This is a genomic window from Geodermatophilus sp. CPCC 205506, from assembly GCF_051383635.1.
In the GTDB taxonomy this organism is placed as follows: domain Bacteria; phylum Actinomycetota; class Actinomycetes; order Mycobacteriales; family Geodermatophilaceae; genus Geodermatophilus.
Genome location: NZ_JALPKP010000079.1, coordinates 1 through 18,235, shown reverse-complemented (window position 1 = coordinate 18,235; position 18,235 = coordinate 1). Strand labels below are relative to the sequence as shown.

The 18,235-nt window shown below is 74.7% G+C and carries 17 protein-coding genes; 8 read left to right on the top strand and 9 right to left on the bottom strand.

Translation table 11 applies throughout. The annotated features are described in order from the left end of the window. Positions 1-1,783 (bottom strand): thioredoxin domain-containing protein (locus tag MY520_RS26585; RefSeq protein WP_436695704.1); only part of this gene is annotated, 1,783 nt, incomplete at its 3' end. A 9-nt stretch (positions 1,784-1,792) separates the two neighbouring features. Next, positions 1,793-2,326: a phosphate-starvation-inducible PsiE family protein gene (locus MY520_RS26580; RefSeq protein ID WP_436695703.1), complete on the bottom strand. Its 534-nt coding sequence runs from the start codon at positions 2,324-2,326 to the stop codon at positions 1,793-1,795. Between the two features lie 232 nt (positions 2,327-2,558). Here MY520_RS26580 and MY520_RS26575 point away from each other — a divergent pair, with 232 nt between their 5' ends. Then, complete coding sequence (locus tag MY520_RS26575) at positions 2,559-3,125, top strand: AMIN-like domain-containing (lipo)protein (protein WP_436695702.1); 567 nt, start codon at positions 2,559-2,561, stop codon at positions 3,123-3,125. Positions 3,126-3,152: 27 nt separating this feature from the next. On the opposite strand, the gene MY520_RS26570 is transcribed toward MY520_RS26575, so the two are convergent. Together MY520_RS26570 and mca are read right to left on the bottom strand one after the other, a co-directional pair. Beyond that, entirely contained in the window at positions 3,153-3,476 is a 324-nt protein-coding gene (locus MY520_RS26570; protein ID WP_436695701.1) for a hypothetical protein, read from the bottom strand. Next, positions 3,473-4,360 carry a mycothiol conjugate amidase Mca gene (gene mca / locus MY520_RS26565; RefSeq protein WP_436695700.1) on the bottom strand — a complete coding sequence of 296 codons (888 nt, stop codon included), beginning with the start codon at positions 4,358-4,360 and terminating at the stop codon, positions 3,473-3,475. Before mca ends, MY520_RS26570 begins: the two co-directional genes overlap by 4 nt. Positions 4,361-4,577: 217 nt before the next feature. On the opposite strand from mca, the gene greA reads away from it, so the two are divergent. Continuing rightward, a complete protein-coding gene (greA, locus tag MY520_RS26560) occupies positions 4,578-5,081 on the top strand; it encodes a transcription elongation factor GreA (protein WP_436695699.1) in 504 nt (167 codons plus the stop codon). A gap of 41 nt (positions 5,082-5,122) precedes the next feature. Then, on the top strand, positions 5,123-5,425 hold the full coding sequence (locus MY520_RS26555) for an RNHCP domain-containing protein (RefSeq protein WP_436695698.1): 303 nt from the start codon (positions 5,123-5,125) through the stop codon (positions 5,423-5,425). A 97-nt stretch (positions 5,426-5,522) separates the two neighbouring features. On the opposite strand, the gene MY520_RS26550 is transcribed toward MY520_RS26555, so the two are convergent. The 4 genes from MY520_RS26550 to ilvA form a co-directional block, all read right to left on the bottom strand. Next, positions 5,523-7,595 (bottom strand): M3 family metallopeptidase, encoded by a 2,073-nt coding sequence (locus MY520_RS26550; protein ID WP_436695697.1) that lies wholly within the window; start codon positions 7,593-7,595, stop codon positions 5,523-5,525. A 117-nt stretch (positions 7,596-7,712) separates the two neighbouring features. Next, positions 7,713-8,519, bottom strand: a complete 807-nt coding sequence (locus MY520_RS26545) for an ABC transporter permease (protein ID WP_436695696.1) — start codon at positions 8,517-8,519, stop codon at positions 7,713-7,715. Beyond that, positions 8,516-9,514: an ATP-binding cassette domain-containing protein gene (locus MY520_RS26540; protein WP_436695695.1), complete on the bottom strand. Its 999-nt coding sequence runs from the start codon at positions 9,512-9,514 to the stop codon at positions 8,516-8,518. Before MY520_RS26540 ends, MY520_RS26545 begins: the two co-directional genes overlap by 4 nt. Before the next feature lie 72 nt (positions 9,515-9,586). Beyond that, entirely contained in the window at positions 9,587-10,810 is a 1,224-nt protein-coding gene (gene ilvA, locus MY520_RS26535) for a threonine ammonia-lyase (RefSeq protein WP_436695694.1), read from the bottom strand. Between the two features lie 83 nt (positions 10,811-10,893). On the opposite strand from ilvA, the gene MY520_RS26530 reads away from it, so the two are divergent. From MY520_RS26530 to MY520_RS26515, 4 genes are read left to right on the top strand one after another with little or no spacing between them, the layout of a single operon-like run. Beyond that, positions 10,894-12,366 (top strand): sigma 54-interacting transcriptional regulator, encoded by a 1,473-nt coding sequence (locus MY520_RS26530; RefSeq protein WP_436695693.1) that lies wholly within the window; start codon positions 10,894-10,896, stop codon positions 12,364-12,366. A gap of 2 nt (positions 12,367-12,368) precedes the next feature. Continuing rightward, positions 12,369-14,354: a VWA domain-containing protein gene (locus MY520_RS26525; protein ID WP_436695692.1), complete on the top strand. Its 1,986-nt coding sequence runs from the start codon at positions 12,369-12,371 to the stop codon at positions 14,352-14,354. Between the two features lie 5 nt (positions 14,355-14,359). Continuing rightward, positions 14,360-14,812 carry a GNAT family N-acetyltransferase gene (locus MY520_RS26520; protein ID WP_436695691.1) on the top strand — a complete coding sequence of 151 codons (453 nt, stop codon included), beginning with the start codon at positions 14,360-14,362 and terminating at the stop codon, positions 14,810-14,812. Between the two features lie 29 nt (positions 14,813-14,841). Then, positions 14,842-15,636, top strand: coding sequence for an alpha/beta fold hydrolase (locus MY520_RS26515; protein ID WP_436695690.1), 795 nt, complete (start codon positions 14,842-14,844; stop codon positions 15,634-15,636). On the opposite strand, the gene MY520_RS26510 is transcribed toward MY520_RS26515, so the two are convergent. After that, positions 15,630-16,997 (bottom strand): DUF2252 domain-containing protein, encoded by a 1,368-nt coding sequence (locus tag MY520_RS26510; RefSeq protein WP_436695689.1) that lies wholly within the window; start codon positions 16,995-16,997, stop codon positions 15,630-15,632. The genes MY520_RS26515 and MY520_RS26510 overlap by 7 nt on opposite strands. A gap of 69 nt (positions 16,998-17,066) precedes the next feature. Between MY520_RS26510 and MY520_RS26505 the strand changes: the two genes are divergently transcribed. Beyond that, complete coding sequence (locus MY520_RS26505) at positions 17,067-18,089, top strand: SGNH/GDSL hydrolase family protein (protein ID WP_436695688.1); 1,023 nt, start codon at positions 17,067-17,069, stop codon at positions 18,087-18,089. The last annotated feature ends 146 nt before the right edge of the window (positions 18,090-18,235 follow it).

The following is an 18,235-nucleotide window of genomic DNA, read 5'->3' as shown; positions in this document are numbered from 1 at the left end:
CGGCCGGCCCGCTGACCGCGACCTCCAGCGGGCCGGCCAGCAGCGCCTCCCCGACCGCCGCCGCCCAGCCGGCCGCCCGGGGCGCCTGGGCGACCAGGGCCGCCAGCGACCCGACCGCCGCCTCGCCGAGCTCCCGGTGTCGCGGCGACCCGGCCAGCGCCGAGTACGTGACGGCGGCGCCGGCCACGGCCGCGATGCCGGCCGGCGTCGGGCCGTCGGCCGGGTCGAACGGCCGGTGCACGAGCGCCTCGGCGTCGGAGGCGGTGTCGTGCCAGCCGTCGGCGTCCACGAACTGCTCCGCGACGACGTCGAGCAGGTCGCCGGCGAGCTCCAGCCACCGCCCCTCCCCCGTGGCCTGGTGCAGGGCGAGCACCCCCTCCGCGAGGTCGCCGTAGTCCTCCAGCACGCCGGCCGGCGTCCCGGCCAGCCCGTCCCGGGACGCCCGTCGCAGCCGCCGGTCCACCCAGTGCGTGGAGGCGACAAGCTCCGCGGCCCGGCGGGCGGCGGCCACCGACCCGTCGTCCCCGGTGAGGACGCCGTGCTCGGCGAGCGCGGCGACGGCCAGCCCGTTCCAGGCGGTGACGACCTTGTCGTCCCGAGCCGGCTGCGCCCGCCGGGCCCGGACGGCGGACAGCCGCTCGCGCACCGAGGCGAACCGGGCCGGGTCGTCCGGGATGCGGGCCAGCTGCAGGGTCGACGCCCCGTGCTCGAACGTGCCGCGCTCGGTCACGGCGAACACCTCGGCCGCCCAGCGGGCGTCGTCCGCGCCGAGCGCCTGGGTCAGCTGCGCCGGCGTCCACACGTAGGTGAGCCCCTCGACGCCCTCGGTGTCGGCGTCGAGCGCGGAGGCGAAGCCGCCCTCCGGCGTGCCCAGGTCCCGGACGAGGAAGGCGGCGGTCTCGTCGGCGACCCGCCGGGCCCACCCCTCACCCGTCGCCCGCCAGAGGTGCACGTAGACGCGGAGGAGCAGCGCGTTGTCGTAGAGCATCTTCTCGAAGTGCGGCACCACCCACTGGCCGTCGACGGAGTAGCGCGCGAACCCGCCGGCGAGCTGGTCGTGGATGCCGCCGCGGGCCATCGCCTCCAGCGTGCCGCGGGCCATCCGCAGCGCCTCGGCGTCGCCGGTGCGGGCGGCGTGGCGGAGCAGGAACTCCAGCACCATCGACGGCGGGAACTTGGGCGCTCCGCCGAAGCCGCCCCACCGCTCGTCGTAGCTGCCGGCCAGCGAGTGCACCGCGGCGTCGAGCGCCTCCGGCCGCAGCGGGTCCGGGGCGCCCAGTTCCAGCCGCGCGGAGATCGCCCGCACGATCCGCCCGCTGGCCTCCTCCAGCTCTGCGCGCCGCGTCGTCCAGGCGTCGGTGACCGCGGCCAGGACCTGGCGGAAGGCGGGCATGCCGGGCGCCGGGCGGGGCGGGTAGTAGGTGCCGCAGTAGAACGGCTCGCCGGCGGGGGTGGTGAACACTGTCATCGGCCAGCCGCCGTGCCCGGTGAGCGCCTGGGTGGCGGCCATGTAGACGCTGTCGACGTCCGGCCGCTCCTCGCGGTCGACCTTCACGCAGACGAAGTCGGCGTTCATCTGTGCCGCGGTCGCCTCGTCCTCGAAGGACTCGTGCGCCATGACGTGGCACCAGTGGCAGGCCGCGTAGCCGACCGACACCAGCACCGGCACGTCCCGCTCGCGGGCCTCGGCGAACGCCGCCTCCCCCCACTGCCGCCAGTCGACCGGGTTGTCCGCGTGCTGCAGCAGGTAGGGGCTGGTCGCCCCGGCGAGTCCGTTGGGCACGGGCCCTGCCTACCCGCGCGCCTCGCGGGCACGCCCGGACTCGCCGCCCTCGCCCTCGTCGGGCTCGCGCTCCTTGCGCCGGAGCAGCCACGAGGTCGCGCCCAGCAGCAGGACCAGCACGCCGAGGACGGCGATCTCGATGATCCGGTCGGTGAACTCGGCGCCGCGCCCGACGACGCCGGCGGCCTCCACCGACAGCACGACGATCTCCTTGATCGACGCGATCACCCCGATGACGAGGAACGGCTCGGCGACCAGCTCCCGCTTCTCCACCGTCGTCCGGACGGCGAACAGCAGCTCCACCACGATGAAGACCAGCAGCAGCACGTCGAGCAGCTCGAGCATGGGCGCCTGGGAGAAGTCGGTGAACACCGACCAGGTGGTCCGCCCGGCGAGGGCCAGCAGCACCAGCGCCGCCACGACGAGCAACAGCGCGATGCCGGTGTAGACGACGTTCTCGGCGAACTCGAGTGCGCGGGTGCCGGCCTGCCCGAGGTTCGACCGGGGCGGCCGCTGCTCCGGGTCGTCCCGGCGGGGGCTCATGCGGGAATCGTGGACCACCGCGGAGTCCGCGGGCAGGTACCGGCAGCCAGGTCCCCCACTCGGGTGGCCCTAGCACGATCTGCCCGCCTTGCGCAGGAGCCACGCCCGGTGGGCTTGGCGGTTGTTGCCGTTCCGATGCGAACTTCTTCGTCGAGTCGACGTGTCGACAGGTCTATCTCCGTCTCGGCGTGTCGGCGGATGCTGCCGACGGCGCACACCAAGGAGGCCCGCCATGAACCGGTCCCGTTCCCGTTTCTTCGTCCTCGCCGTCTCGGTCCTGGCCCTGCTGGGGGTGATCACTCCCGCCGCGGCGGCCGCGAGTCCCTACTGCGGCATCACCTGGGGGTCGCAGGCCAAGTCCCTGCACCCCTACGACCCGGGGCACAACTTCGTCGACGACGTCCGGGCCGGCCGGCACACGTGCTACGACCGGCTCGTCGTCGACATCGCGGAGGTGGGCGGCTTCGACGCCTACAACGTCCGCTACGTGCGCGCCGTGACCCAGGACGGCAGCGGGGCCGTCGTGCCGCTGCGGGGCGGGGCCGCGCTGCAGATCACGGTGGGGGCGACCGGTCACGACGATGCCGGGCGGCCGACGTACTCACCCCGCAACCGGCGGGAGGCGGTGGACGTGGCCGGCTTCAGCACCTTCCGTCAGGTGGCCTGGCTGGGCTCCTTCGAGGGCCGCTCCGACCTCGGCCTCGGCGTCCGGGCGCGACTGCCGTTCCGCGCCTTCGTGCTCGAGGGCAGCTCCGCCCACGTCGACCGGCTCGTCATCGACGTCGCGCACCGCTGGTAGCCCGTCGCACCGACGACGGCCGTCCGGTCAGGCCCGCGGGGGCTCCGGACGGCCGTCGTCGCGGCGCGGCGGCTCGATGGCCAGGGGGGCCCGGCGGAGCGTGTCCAGCAGCTCCTGCCCGGGCTCCGGCCGCGGCTCGAGCAACTCGGCCGGGGTGTCGGGGACGACGACCCGCGGCTCGTCGTCGTCCTCGGGGTCGAAACTGGGCGGGATGCGCTTGAGGTGCCGCGACATCGACTTGACCAGCAGCGCGGTGGCGATGAGCAGCAGGAGGATGAGCAGCAGCCCCAGCGGGCCGGCCTTGCCGACGTCGGAGGGGAGCTGGTCGGCGGCGAGCACGGCGGTGGTCACGGGACGGTCACCTCACAACGGACACCGGCGAACAGGTCGTCCTCCGGCAGGGGCGAGTCGACCACCGAGCGCGCCAGTTCGTAGTCCTCGGTCGGCCAGACCTGCTGCTGCACCTCCAGCGGGCAGGCGAACCAGCGGCCGTTCGGGTCGATCTGCGTCGCGTGCGCGATGAGCGCGGCGTCCCGGACGGCGAAGTGGTCGGCGCAGTGCACCTTCGTGGTGACCCGGTGGGAGATGTCGCGGTCCGGGTCCCAGTTCTCCAGCCACTCCGCGTAGGGCGACTCCGCGCCCGAGGCGATGATCGCCTCGTGCAGCGCCCGCGTGCGGGGCAGCGTGAAGCTCATGTGGTAGTAGAGCTTGAGCGGCTGCCACGGCTCGCCGAGCTCGGGGTAGCGGTCGGGATCCCCGGCGGCCTCGAACGCGTGCACCGAGATCTCGTGGGTCTTGATGTGGTCGGGGTGCGGATAGCCGCCGCGCTCGTCGTAGGTCGTGATGACGTGCGGCTTGAACCGGCGGATCAGCTCCACCAGCGGGGCCGCGGCCTCCTCGGTGGGCACCAGGGCGAAGCAGCCCTCCGGCAGCGGCGGCAGCGGGTCGCCCTCGGGCAGGCCGGAGTCGACGAAGCCGAGGAACTCCTGTTCGACGCCGAGGATCTCCCGGGCGCGGTCCATCTCCTCGACCCGGATCTGCGGCAGGCGCTCCCACACGTCGGGGCGGTCCAGCGCCGGGTTGAGCACCGAGCCGCGCTCACCGCCGGTGCAGGTCGCCACCATCACGCGGACGCCCTCGGCGACGTACTTCGCCATCGTCGCGGCGCCCTTGCTCGACTCGTCGTCGGGGTGGGCGTGCACGGCGAGCAGGCGCAACGGGGCTGCATCGGTCACCCGGACATCATCCACCGCCCGCGGGGGCCGCCGCCGCTCCCCGGCCCCACGATCGGGTGGACGTGGTGCTCGTCACGCTCCGACCCGCTACCGTTCCGCAACTCGACCGCCGATCCGCGTGGAACACCCGCGCCACCGGCGGTGTTACGTTGACCGTTCTGAACGCGGCCGTTTCCCCGTGCGGGGGGACGGCCACCGACTTTTCAGGAGCACCGCCGTGTCCACCCCCACTGACGAGCAGAACCCGGGCGTCTGGCTGACCCAGGAGGCCCACGACCGGCTGAGGGCCGAGCTCGACCAGCTGGTGGCGGGCCGCCCGGCCATGGCCGCCGAGATCAACGCCCGCCGCGAGGAGGGTGACCTCCGCGAGAACGGCGGCTACCACGCCGCCAAGGACGAGCAGGGCAAGCAGGAGGCCCGCATCCGGCAGCTGGAGGACCTGCTGCGCAAGGCGCGGGTCGGCGACGCTCCGACGACGGCGACGCACGCCACCACCGGCACGGTCATCACCATCCGGTTCCAGGGCGACGACGAGACCGAGAAGTTCCTCCTCGGCTCCCGCGAGATCGTCGGGACCACCGACCTGTCGGTGTACTCCCCGGAGTCGGCCCTCGGGGCGGCCATCATGGGCGCGAAGCCCGGCACGACGGTGACCTACCAGGCGCCCAACGGCCGGGACATCACCGTCGACGTCGTCGCCGTCGAGCCCTTCGTCCCCTGACCGGGGCGGTCCGCATGGGCCGGCCGGCGCGGTCCCGGCGCGTGGAGAACACCGGGTTCGAGTGCGTGCACTGCCACGCCCCGGTTCCGGCCAACACCGACGGGCACTACCGCAACCACTGCCCGCTGTGCCTGTGGTCGCTGCACGTCGACGACCTGCCCGGCGACCGGGCCAGCGAGTGCCGGGCGCCGATGGAGCCGATCGGGCTCGTGGAGAAGTCGGGGAAGGGCTGGCAGGTGGTCCACCGCTGCACGGTGTGCGGTCACCGCCAGCCCAACCGGCTGGTCCGCGAGGGCGAGTCCCCCGACGACCTCGACGTCGTCCTCGGGCTGCCCTGGCTGTGAGGCCGCCGTCCTCCCGGGCCTCGGCACTGCGGGCGTTCCTCGCGCACTGACGGTCCGGTAGGACCCGCGGTGCGCGAGGAACACCCGCACCGGGTGGTCAGGAGGCGGGCAGCAGCCCGCGCCGGCGGAGCAGCGGCGTCGGGTCGGCGTCGCGGCCGCGGACGGCGCGGAAGGCCGCCAGCGGGTCGACCGACCCGCCCACCGCAAGCAGGCGCTCGCGGAAGACGTCGCCGTTCTCCCGACGCAGCCCGCCGTTCTCGCGGAACCACTCGACGGTGTCGGCGTCGAGCACCTCCGACCAGATGTAGGAGTAGTACCCGGCCGCGTAGCCCCCGGCGAACACGTGCTGGAAGTACGTCGTGCGGTACCGCGGCGGCACCAGGTCGTAGGCGACGCCGGCGGCCTCCAGCGCGGTCCGCTCGAACTCCGCCGGATCGCCGATCTCGGTCTCCGGGGTGATCCGGTGCCAGGCCTGGTCCAGCAGGGTGGCCGCCAGGTACTCGAGCGTCGCGAAACCCTCACCCCAGAGCTGGGCCCCCTCGATGGCCTCGACGACGCTGGCGGGCAGCGGCTCGCCGGTCTCGACGTGCCGGGCGTAGCCGCCGAGCACCTCGGGCCACAGCGCCCACATCTCGTTGACCTGGCTGGGGAACTCGACGAAGTCCCGCGGCACGCTGGTCCCGGCGAAGCGCGGGTAGGTGACCGCGGAGCTCAGCCCGTGCAGCGTGTGCCCGAACTCGTGGAACAGCGTGGTGACCTCGTCGAGCGTGAGCAGCGTCGGCTGCCCGTCGGCGGCCCGCGTGACGTTGAGGTTGTTCACCACGACCGGCCGGGTGTCCAGCAGCCGCGACTGGCTGACGAAGGAGCTCATCCACGCGCCGCCGCGCTTGCCCTCCCGGGCGTAGAAGTCCCCGAGGTAGAGGCCGACGGTCCCGCCGTCGGCGCCGGTGACCTCCCAGACCCGGACGTCGGGGTGGTAGCCCTCGAGGTCCGGGCGCGGGGTGAACCGGTAGCCGTAGAGCAGCTCCGCGGCGCGGAAGACGCCGTCGACCAGCACCCGGTCCAGCTCGAACCACGGCCGCAGCGCCGCGGTGTCGACGGCGTAGCGCTCGGCCCGCACCCGCTCGCTGTAGAACGCCCAGTCCCACGGCGCCAGGTCCGTCACCCCGTCGCGCGCGGCGACCTCCGCCAGGGCCGCCGCCTCGGCCTTCGCGTTGGCCAGCGCCGGCCCCACCATCGAGGCCAGCATCGCGTCGACCGCCTCCGTGCTGCCGGCGGTCTGGTCGGCCAGGACGAGGTCGGCGTGCGTGGCGAACCCCAGCAGCGGCGCGCGCTCGGCCCGCAGCCGGGCGATGCGGGCCGCGACCGGGCCGTTGTCGTGCTCCCCGGCCGAGGCCCGGCTCACCGACGCCTCGAACACCCGCTGCCGCAGGGCCCGGTCCCGCAGCTTGGCCAGCACCGGCTGCCCGGTCGGCAGCAGCAGCGGGAGGAGGAAGCCCTCCACCCCACGCTCGGCCGCCGAGCGTGCGGCGGCGGCCACCTCCGCATCGCTGAGCCCGTCGAGCGCGGCGGGGTCGGGAACCACCACGGCGGCGGCCTCGGTGGCCATCTGCAGGTTCTGCCCGAACGTCGTCGAGAGCGCGGAGAGCTCCTGGTTGAGCTCGGACAGCCGGGCCCGGCCGGCCTCGTCGAGGCGGGCGCCGGAGAGCACGAAGTCCAGGTGGTAGCGCTCCACCAGCCGCAGCGCCTCGGGGTCCAGCCCGGCCTCGTGCCGGCCGGCGTGGACGGCGTCGATGCGCGCGAAGAGCTCCGGGTCCAGCCTCAGCGCGTCCGAGTGCGCCGACTCCAGCGGCGCCAGCTCGCGCTCGATCTCCCGGAGCCGGTCGGAGGACACCGACGAGGCCAGGTTGTGGAACACCGCCCCGGCCCGGCGGTAGAGCCGGCCGGAGCGCTCCAGCGCCACGACGGTGTTCTCGACGGTCGGCGGCTCGGCCGACCCGACGATCGCGGCGACCTCGGCTCGCTGCTCGGCCATCCCGCCCAGCAACGCCTCGCGGCAGTGCTCCAGCGTGATCTCCGCGAACGGAGGCAGCTGCAGCGGCAGCCGGGACGGCTCGAGCAGCGGGTTGTCGGCGGACGGGACGACGGGGGCGGTCTGGAGGGCGCTCATCGCCGCCCATAGTGCTATGACACTGCGGTCCTACCGGACCGCACCGCGGCCAGGTGCCGTCCCCGGCCCGCGCTGAGCCCCACCCGCCGGGTGTCCCGGTCGCCTGCGGCATCGCGACTACCGGCTGGCCGTGCGCTGGTAGGCGCGGACCGACAGCGGCACGAACACGACGAGGAAGACCGCCGTCCAGAGCAGCGTGTAGAGCACCGGGTTCTGCAGCGACCAGGCGTCGGGGACCGGGGCGCCGGGGACCGTGTTGCCGAACAGCTCCCGGGCGGCCTGCACCACCGCGGACACCGGGTTCCACTCCGCGAAGGTCTGCAGCACGGCCGGGAACGTCTCCAGCGGGACGAAGGTGTTCGCGATGAACGTCAGCGGGAAGATCACGATGAAGCTGGCGTTGTTCACCACCTCCGGCGTGCGGACCAGCAGCCCGACCAGCGCCATCAGCCAGGAGACGCCGAAGGCGAAGACCAGCAGGACGAGGAAGCCGCCGATCGCCGCCAGCACCGAGGTGTGGATCCGCCAGCCCACCACGAAACCGGTCAGCGCCATCACCGCGATCGAGATGACGTTCAGCCCGAGGTCGGCGACCGTGCGCCCGATCAGGACCGACGCCCGCGACATCGGCAGCGACCGGAACCGGTCGATCAGGCCCTTCTGCAGGTCCTCGGCGATGCTCGCGCCGGTGACGGTGCTCCCGAACACGACGGTCTGGGCGAAGATCCCGGGCAGCAGGAACTCGGCGTAGCTGACGTCGCCGGGCACCTGGATGGCGCCGCCGAAGACGTAGCGGAACAGCACCACGAACATGATCGGCGACAGGGTCGCGAACACGATCAGGTCGGGCACGCGCTTGACCTTGATCAGGTTGCGCTTGGTGATGGTCGCGCTGTCGGACAGCGTCTGCGCGATCGTGCTCATCGAGCCGCCTCCCCCGCGTGCGCCGGCCGCCGGCCGTTCTCGGCCTCTGCTCGCTCCTCGGCCGCGTGGCCGGTGAGGGTGAGGAACACGTCGTCGAGGTCCGGCCGGCGCAGGCCGATGTCGAGCACCTCGACCCCGCTGCCCTCGAGCAGCCGCAGCGCCGCAGCGAGGTCGTCGGTGCCGCCGCTGACCGGCAGCGAGAGCCGGCGGGTCGACTCGTCCCGCTGCGGCTCGTCGACGGCCAGCGGACGCAGCCGCCCGGCCGCCTCCTTGAGGTCGCCGGCGTCACCGACGGTGAGCTCCAGCCGCTGCCCACCGACCTGCGCCTTCAGCTCGTCGGCGGTGCCGCGGGCGATCACCCGGCCCCGGTCGATGACCACCATCCGGTCGGCCAGGCGGTCGGCCTCCTCCAGGTACTGGGTGGTGAGCAGGATCGTCGTCCCGCCGCCGGCGAGGTCGGCGATGAACTCCCACATCGACAGCCGGCTGCGCGGGTCGAGGCCCGTGGTCGGCTCGTCGAGGAAGAGCACCCGCGGGCGGGCGATCAGCGAGGCGGCGATGTCCAGCCGCCGGCGCATGCCACCGGAGTAGGTCTTGGCCGGCCGGTTGGCCGCGTCGGTCAGGTCGAACCGCTCCAGCAGCTCGCCGGCCCGCGCCCTGGACCGGGCGCGGCCCAGCCGGTACAGCCGGCCGACCATCTCCAGGTTCTCGAAGCCGGTCAGGTACTCGTCGACGGCGGCGTACTGGCCGGTCAGCCCGATGCAGGCGCGGACCGCGTCGGCCTCGTGCACGACGTCGAGGCCCACCACCTGCGCCCGGCCCGCGTCCGCGCGCAGCAGGGTGGTGAGGATCCGCACCACGGTGGTCTTGCCCGCCCCGTTGGGTCCGAGGAGCCCGAGGACGGAACCCTCGGCCACGGTCAGGTCCACCCCGTCGAGGGCGGTGGTCGCGCCGAAGCGCTTCACCAGCCCCTCGACGACTATCGCGTCGGTCATGGACTGCACGCTAGGCCGGGGTACCGACGGTTCCCGACTCCTCACCCGGCAGTGGCGGCGCGGGACTCCCCGTCAGCCGACGGTCACCGCGTAGCCGGCGCGGTACACCTGGGCGAGCACCTCCTCGGCGTGCTCGGGCCCGCGGGTCTCCAGGACGACGAACACCTCGACCTCGCCGATGTCCAGCCGGGTCGCCGTCCGCTCGTGCTCGACCTCCAGCACGTTGGCGCCGACCCCGGCGAGCTCGCTCAGCACCGCCGCCAGCGACCCCGGCCGGTCGGGCACGCGCAGGCGCAACCGCAGGTAGCGCCCGGCCGCGGCCATGCCGTGCTGGACGACCTTGAGCAGCAGCACGGGGTCGATGTTGCCCCCGGAGACGACGGCGACCACCGGCGGCGGGAACGCGGTGGGGTCGGCGAGCACCGCCGCCACGGCCGCTGCCCCGGCGGGCTCGACGACGAGCTTGGCCCGCTCCAGGCAGAACAGCAGCCCCCGGGAGAGGTCCTCCTCGCTGACCGTGCGCACCTCGTCGACGAGGTCGCGGACGTGCGCGAACGTCAGCTCGCCCGGGGCGGCGACGGCGATGCCGTCGGCCATCGTCGCCGTCGCGTCCAGGGGGACCGGGCGGCCGGCGGCCAGCGACCCCGGGAACGCGGCGGCCTCGGCGGCCTGGACGGCGACCACCCGGACGTCGGGACGGCGGTGCCGCACGGCGGCCGCCACCCCGGACACCAGCCCCCCGCCGCCGGTGCACACCACGACCGTGGCGACGTCGGGGCACTGGTCGAGCACCTCGAGGCCGACCGTGCCCTGCCCGGCGATGACGTCGGCGTGGTCGAAGGGGTGGATGAACACCGCGCCGGTCCGGACCGCGTGCTCGGCGGCCGCGGCCAGCGCCTCGGTGAGGTCGTGCCCGGCCAGCCGGGCGTCGGCGCCGTAGCCACGGGTCGCGGCGACCTTCGGCAGCGGCGCGGTCTCCGGCATGAACACCGTGGCCTCGATCCCGAGCAGCTGCGCCGCGAGGGCGACGCCCTGCGCGTGGTTGCCCGCGCTGGCGGCGACCACGCCGCGGGACCGCTCGTCGGGGGTCAGGCGGGCCAGCCGCGTGTAGGCACCGCGGATCTTGAACGAGCCGGTGCGCTGCAGGTTCTCGCACTTGAGCCACACCGGCCCGCCGACCCGCTCGGCGAGCGCCCGGGAGTGCTCCAGCGGCGTCTGCCGCACGACCCCGTCGAGCAGAGCCGCCGCGGCGACGACGTCCGCGCCGCTGACCAGTGGGGTCCCGTCGGCGGCCATGCGCTGATCCTCCCAGGCAGCGCCGCAGGTGGGGGCACCCGGACGGGTGCCCCCGATGGCGTCGTCGTCGTACCGTGACGGGGGTGACGGACCCCGGCTTCCCCGCCTCCGCTCCCCCCGCTCCCACGACCCTCGGCGAGCTCCGCGACAGCGGGGCGACCTTCCAGCCCGTGAAGGCCGAGATCCGCGCCAACCTGCTCGCCCGCCTGACGGCCGGCGAACCGACCCTGCCCGGCATGGTCGGCTTCGAGGACACCGTCGTCCCCGAGGTCGAGCGGGCCGTCATCGCCGGCCACGACCTCGTGCTGCTCGGCGAGCGCGGGCAGGGCAAGACCCGGCTGATCCGCACCCTGGTCGGCCTGCTCGACGAGTGGACGCCGGTGCTGGCCGGCAGCGAGATCAACGAGCACCCGCTGCACCCGATCAGCGTGTGGGCGCACCGGCAGATCGCCGAGCACGGCGACCGGACCCCCGTCGGCTGGCTGCACCGCAGCGACCGCTACGGCGAGAAGCTCGCGACGCCGGACACCAGCGTCGGCGACCTGATCGGCGACGTCGACCCGATCAAGGTCGCCGAGGGCCGCACCCTGGGCGACCCGGAGACGGTGCACTACGGGCTCGTGCCGCGCACCAACCGCGGCATCTTCAGCGTCAACGAGCTGCCCGACCTCGCCGAGCGGATCCAGGTCGCGCTGCTCAACGTGCTGGAGGAGCGCGACATCCAGATCCGCGGGTACCGGGTGCGGCTGCCGCTGGACCTGCTGCTGGTCGCCAGCGCCAACCCCGAGGACTACACCAACCGCGGGCGGATCATCACCCCGCTCAAGGACCGCTTCGGCGCCGAGGTGCGCACGCACTACCCGATCGAGCTCGCCGACGAGATCCGGCTGCTGCACCAGGAGGCGCGCACCAGCTGGCTCGACGCCGCCGGCCGCGGGGTCGGCGGCCAGTTCGCCGCACCACTCATCCCCGAGCACCTCGCCGAGATCATCGCCCGGTTCACCCGGCTGGTCCGCGAGTCCAGCCACGTCGACCAGCGCTCCGGCGTCAGCGCCCGGTTCGCCATCGCGGGGCTGGAGACCGTCGCCGCCTCCGCCGTCCGCCGGGCCGCGGTGGCCGGGGAGACCCGGCCGGTGGCGCGGGTGGTCGACCTGCCCTGCGTCGTCCCGGCCAGCCGCGGCAAGGTCGAGTTCGCCGACGCCGGCGCCGACCCGGACGACGAGCGGGAGCTGGAGATCCTCGAGCACCTGCTGCGCCAGGCCACCGCGCAGACCTTCCGCGCCCGCTGCGCGGGCCTGGACCTCACCGGCCTGCAGGAGCACTTCACCGGCGGGGAGACCGTCGAGTCCGGGGAGCTGGTGCCGGCCGCGGCGCTGCTGGGCCAGCTGGGCACGATCCCCCGGCTCGCCGAACTGCTCGGCCGGCTCGGCGTGCCAGAGGGCGAGCAGTCGGCCGAACAGGCCGCCGCCGCGGTGGAGTTCGCCCTCGAGGGGCTCTACCTCACCCGCCGGCTGGCCAAGGACACCGACGGCGCCCGCACGGTGTACGGGGCCTGACGATGGCGCGCCGGCCCGGCAGGGGGCACCGGTACTCGCGGTGGCACGGCGGGCCCGACCCGCTGGCCCCGCCCTACGACCTGGGCACCGCGGTCGACGAGATCGGCGACTCCGTGCTCGGTGGCAGCGGCGTGCGCGAGGCGCTGCGCGAGCTGCTGCGCCGCGGCATGGACGGCCGCCGCGGCCTCGACGAACTGCGCCGGTCGGTCCGCGAGCGGCTGCGCCAGGCCCGGACCGCCGGCCGCCTGGACGGCACGCTGCAGGAGGTGCGGGAACTCCTCGACCACGCGCTGGAGGCCGAGCGCCGGGAGCTGTTCCCCGACCCGGACGACATGGCCCGCCTCAAGGAGGCCGAGCTCGACGCGCTGCCCGACGACACCGCGGGCGCCGTCCGCGCGCTCAAGGACTACGAGTGGCGCTCGGCCGAGGCCCGGCAGGCCTACGAGCAGATCCAGGACCTGCTGCGCCGCGAGGTGCTCGACAGCTCCTTCGCCTCGATGAAGCAGGCGCTGGAGAACGCGACCGAGCAGGACATGCAGGCGGTCAAGGACATGGTCGCCGACCTCTCGCAGCTCATCGACGCGCACAACCGCGGCGAGGACACCGACGAGCGGTTCGCCGAGTTCATGGACAAGCACGGCCAGTTCTTCCCCGACGACCCGCAGTCGATCGAGGAGCTCATCGACTCGCTGGCCCGCCGCGCCGCCGCCCAGGAGCGGATGATGGCCGGCCTCTCCCCCGAGCAGCGGGCCGAGCTGGCCGACCTCATGGCCCAGACCATGGCCGACATGGGGCTGGCCAGCGAGATGGCGCACCTGCAGGACGCGCTCCGCCAGGCCCGGCCCGACCTGCCGTGGGGGCAGCGCGGGCAGGTCCCCGACGGCGAGCAGTCGCTCGGCCTGGGCGACGCGACCAGCGCGGTGGCCGAGCTGGCCGACCTCGAGGCGCTGTCCAACCAGCTGTCCCAGGGCTACGCCGGCGCCTCGCTGGCCGACGTCGACGAGGAGCTGCTGGAGCGGGCGCTCGGCCGGCCCGCCGTGGACGACCTCGCCGCGCTGCGGCAGATGGAGCGGGAGCTGGAGCGGCAGGGCTACCTCAACCGCTCCGACGGCAAGCTGGAGCTCTCCCCCAAGGCGGTCCGCCGGCTCGGGGCGACCGCGCTGCGGCGCGTGTTCGCCAAGCTCGACGCCACCGGCCGCGGCGACCACGACGTCACCGACGCCGGTGCCGCCGGGGAGCTGACCGGCGGCTCGCGGGAGTGGCAGTTCGGCGACGAGCAGCCGCTGGACGTCGTCCGGACGGTGCGGAACGCCGTCCTGCGCACCGCCGGCGAGCCGCGCGCCGAGGAACAGCGGTCCGTGCGGATCGCCGTCGAGGACTTCGAGGTGGTCGAGACCGAGCGGCGCACCGGCGCCGCGGTGGCGCTGCTGGTCGACCTCTCCTACTCGATGGCGCTGCGCGGCACGTGGGGCGCGGCGAAGTCGACGGCGATGGCCCTGCACTCGCTGGTGACCACCCGCTTCCCGCAGGACGCCATCCAGATCATCGGCTTCTCCTCCACCGCCCAGGTGCTGCGCCCCGAGACGCTCGCCGAGCTGTCGGTGGACACGCTGCAGGGCACCAACCTGCAGCACGGGCTGATCCTGGCCCGGCGGTTCCTCGCCCGGCACCGGGACGCCGAGCCGGTGGTCCTGGTGGTCACCGACGGCGAGCCCACCGCCCACCTGGAGGACGACGGGACGCCGTTCTTCTGCTGGCCGCCGATGCCCGAGACGATCGCCCGCACGGTGGCCGAGGTGGAGCGGGTGGCCCGCTCCGGGGCGACGATGAACGTCTTCGCGCTGGACCCCGAGCCGGGGCTGGTGCACTTCGTCCACGACATCACCCAGCGGGCCGGCGGGCGGGTGTTCACCCCGGACAGCGAGCGGCTCGGCGAGTACGTCGTGGCCGACTACCTGCGGACCCGCCGGGGCCGCCGGGCACGGTGAGCAGCGTGAGCTCCCCGGTCCCGACCGTCGAGGAGGTGCCGGTCGACGTCGTCCTGCCGCTGCGCAGCGCCGTCCTCCGGAACGGCGGCCCCGCCGACCTCCCCGGGGACGGCGACCCGGCGACGGTGCACCTCGCCGCGCGCACCCCGGACGGCGAGGTGCTGGGCGTGGTCCGCCTCTCCCCCGCGCCCTGCCCGTGGCGCGAGGCGCGGGCCCCGTGGCAGCTGCGCGGCATGGCGACCGCCCCCGCCGCCCGCGGCACCGGCGTGGGCCGGGTGCTGCTGGACGCCGCACTCGCCCTGGTCGCGGCGCGCGGCGCGGACCTGCTGTGGTGCGACGCGCGGACGACGGCCGCGGGGTTCTACGAGCGGCACGGGTTCACGGTGGTCGCCGGCCCCTACGACAAGCCCGGCATCGGGCCGCACCTGGGGATGCTGCGGGATCTGGGCGGGCGCTGAGTTCCCCGGCCCGACGGGGTCTGCACCTCGTGACCGAGTACGTGCAGACCGAGGACGGCGTGCGCATCGCCTACGACCGTGAGGGCGCCGGCCAGCCGCTGGTCCTCATCGGCGGTGCCGGGCAGTTCCGCGCCGTCGATCCCGACACCCGGGGCCTGACCAGCGAGCTCGCCGCCCGCGGGTTCGACGTCGTCCACCCCGACCGCCCCGGCCGCGGTGACAGCGCGGGCGACCCGCCGTTCCGGCTGGCCGGTGAGGTGGCCGCGATCCGCGCGCTGCTCGACGTGGCCGGCGGCCGGGCCTGGCTCTACGGCAGCTCATCGGGCGGCGCGATCGCCCTCGCCGCGGCGGCGCGGCTGCCCGGCGTGGAGCGGCTGCTGCTGTGGGAGGTGCCGCTCGGCGAGGAGGCCGGCGCCGACGGCGCGGAGTTCCTCGCCGCCATCCGCCAGCGCGTGGCGGCCGGCGACCGCGAGGGCACCCTCCGCCTGTTCATGGACGGCATGCCGCCGGAGTGGTTCGAGGCCATGCGCGCCGGGCCGCAGTGGCCGCTCTTCGAGCGGATGGCCCCCACCGTCGAGGCCGACGCCGAGGCCCTGGCCTGGACCCAGTCGGCGCCGCGGGCGCGGCTGTGGTCGTCGATCACCGCGCCGACCGTGGTGCTGCTCGGGACGGCACCCTTCCCGTTCTTCGTCGACGCCGCCGACTCGATCGTCGCCGCCCTGCCGTCGGCCGAGCGCGCGGAGGTGCCCGGCAGCGGGCACCGGTGGCGCCCGGCCGACCTCGCCGACCGCCTCGCCGGGTACCTGCCGGCCGCGGCTCAGTGACCGGGCACGGGGTGCGAGCCGCTCGAGCTGATCCCCGGGATCGCCCCGGCGCGGAAGGCGTCGACGAACAGCCGGTGGTCCTCCTGGGTCCGCCGGGCGTAGGCCGAGGCGAAGCCGATCAGCTCGTCGGCGAACTCCTCGCGGCGGTCGCCGACCATCGCGGTGACCGCCTCCTCGGTCTGGAAGGGCACGAGCGTGTGGTCGCTGTCGGCGTCCCCGACGCAGTGCACCTTCGCCGTCGCCCGGCCCAGCTGGGCCATCACCGGGGCGATCTCCTCGGGCTCGGTCAGGTCCTCCCAGTCCAGGTCCAGCTCGTACGGCGACAGCTCCTGGACGACGAACCCGACCCCGCCGATCTCGGTGTGCCCGAGGAACTGGGAGGCGTTGGCCTGCAGCGCCCGCTGGGAGATCGCCGTCCGGTGGCCCTCGTGCTCGAAGGCCGCGCGGATCGCCGGGTCCCGGACGATCCGGCTGGGTGCCGGCACGTTGCCCTGCTTGAGCGAGAGGACGACGTCGTTCTCCAGCGCCTGGTCGTAGCCCTCGAGGAGGACGTTGTAGGCGGGCAGCCCGGCGCTGCCGATGCCGAAGCCGCCGGTGGCGATCACGTCCTTCACGTCGAAGGCGACGTCGCGGCGCCGGCGCGGCGGGAAGACCGTGCCGTGGTACCGCTCCAGGGCGGCGAGCACCCGGTCGCGCTCGTCGTCCGGCAGCCGGCGGTTGCGGGGACGCTCGGCGAACCGCCGCTCGTACCCCTCGACGACGGTCATGCGGTCCAGCAGTGCCTGCCGGCTGCGCGCGCTGGTCTCCAGGATGACGTCGTGCACCGCACCCTCGGTGTTCTCGCGGACCAGCGCGAAGGCCTTGTCGTCGTCGCTCCGGGTGAACGCCGCGACCTGGTCCAGGTAGGCGTCGAGGTAGCCGCGCAGCAGGTCGGCGATGACGTCGTCCCCGAGCGCCTTGCGCCAGGCAAGCAGCGCGAAGCTGGCGGCGAACCGGCGCAGGTCCCAGCAGACGTGCCCCACGTAGGCCTCGTCGAAGTCGTTGACGTCGAAGACGATCTGCCCGCCGCCGTCCATGTAGGTGCCGAAGTTCTCCGCGTGCAGGTCGCCCTGGATCCACACCCGGCTGGTGCGCTCGTCGCACCAGCAGTCCTCCAGCTGCGCCATGTCGGCGTAGAAGAGGCAGGCGCTGCCCCGGTAGAACGCGAACGGGTCGGCGGCCATCTTGCGGAACTTGGTCCGGAACGCGTCGGCGTCGGCGGTCATGAGCTCGGAGAAGGCGTCGACGAGCACGTCGACGATCAGCTGCGACCGTTCACCGTCCGTTGGTACACCGGTGACCCGTGCGGGGGAATCTGCCACGGGGCGACCGTAGGGGGCGGCTAACCTGCGGAACAGGTGGTTGACGCGGCGCGGAGGGCGGGAGCGGCGGTGACTCGAGCGAGCAGGGCGTGGCGGCTGGCGACGGGAGCCGTCTACGGCGGCGGCGGGCTCGGCCTGGCCGGCGCCGGCGCGGTCGCCCTGCTGCGGGCCCAGGCGCGCGCGGCCCGGCGCCGGGTCGAGGCGCGGACCCTGAAGTCGGACCCGCCCTCGGGCGACGGGATCTACGGCCGCGGCCGCGGCAAGCCGATCGTGCTGGCCGTGCTCGGCGACTCCAGCGCCGTGGGCCTCGGCGTCGAGCGGGCCGCGGAGACCCCCGGGGTGCTGGTCGCGGCGGCGCTGGCCGAGCTGGCCGAGCGGCCGGTGCGGCTGGTGCGGCTGGCGGTCTCCGGGGCGGAGTCCTGGGAGCTCGAGGAGCAGGTCGACAAGGCGCTGGTCGAGCACCCGGACGTCGTGCTCATCATGATCGGCGCCAACGACGTCACCAGCCGGACCCGTCCGTCGGTCTCCGTGCGGCACCTGCACGACGCGGTCAGCCGGCTCGTCGACGCCGGCGCGGAGGTCGTCGTCGGCACCTGTCCCGACCTCGGCACGATCCGGCCGATAGGCCAGCCGCTGCGGCTGCTGGCCCGCCGCTGGAGCCGGCAGCTGGCCGCCGCGCAGACCATCGCCGTCGTCGATGCCGGCGGGCGCACCGTGTCGCTCGGCTCGGTGCTGGGCCCGACCTTCGCGAAGGACCGGGGCCTGTTCAGCGTCGACGAGTTCCACCCCAGCGGCGCGGGGTACACCGCCGCGGCCGCCGTCCTGCTGCCCTCGATCGCCGACGCGCTGGGGGTCTGGCCGGCCGCCGCCGACCGCGGGCTGCGCAACCTGCGGCGCGACACCGTGCGCCCGGTGGCGCGGGCCGCCGCCCAGGCCGCCGGACGCACCGGTACCGAGGTGCAGGCGACCGAGGTGCGCGGCTCCGACGTCGGCCCGCGCGGCCCGTGGGTCCGCCTGCGCCGCCGCCGGCCGCCGGAGATCCCGACGCCGGAGCAGGCCGAGCGGGCGGCGGAGGCGACGCCGCGGGGCTGAGGTCCGATGGCGTTACCGGGTAGTAGGTTCGAGGTGACCCGACGTCCGGCGTCACCCGTCGGATCCGCCTCATCGTGGAGGACCCATGCCCGAAGCCGTCATCGTCGCGACCGCGCGCTCGCCCATCGGCCGCGCCTTCAAGGGCT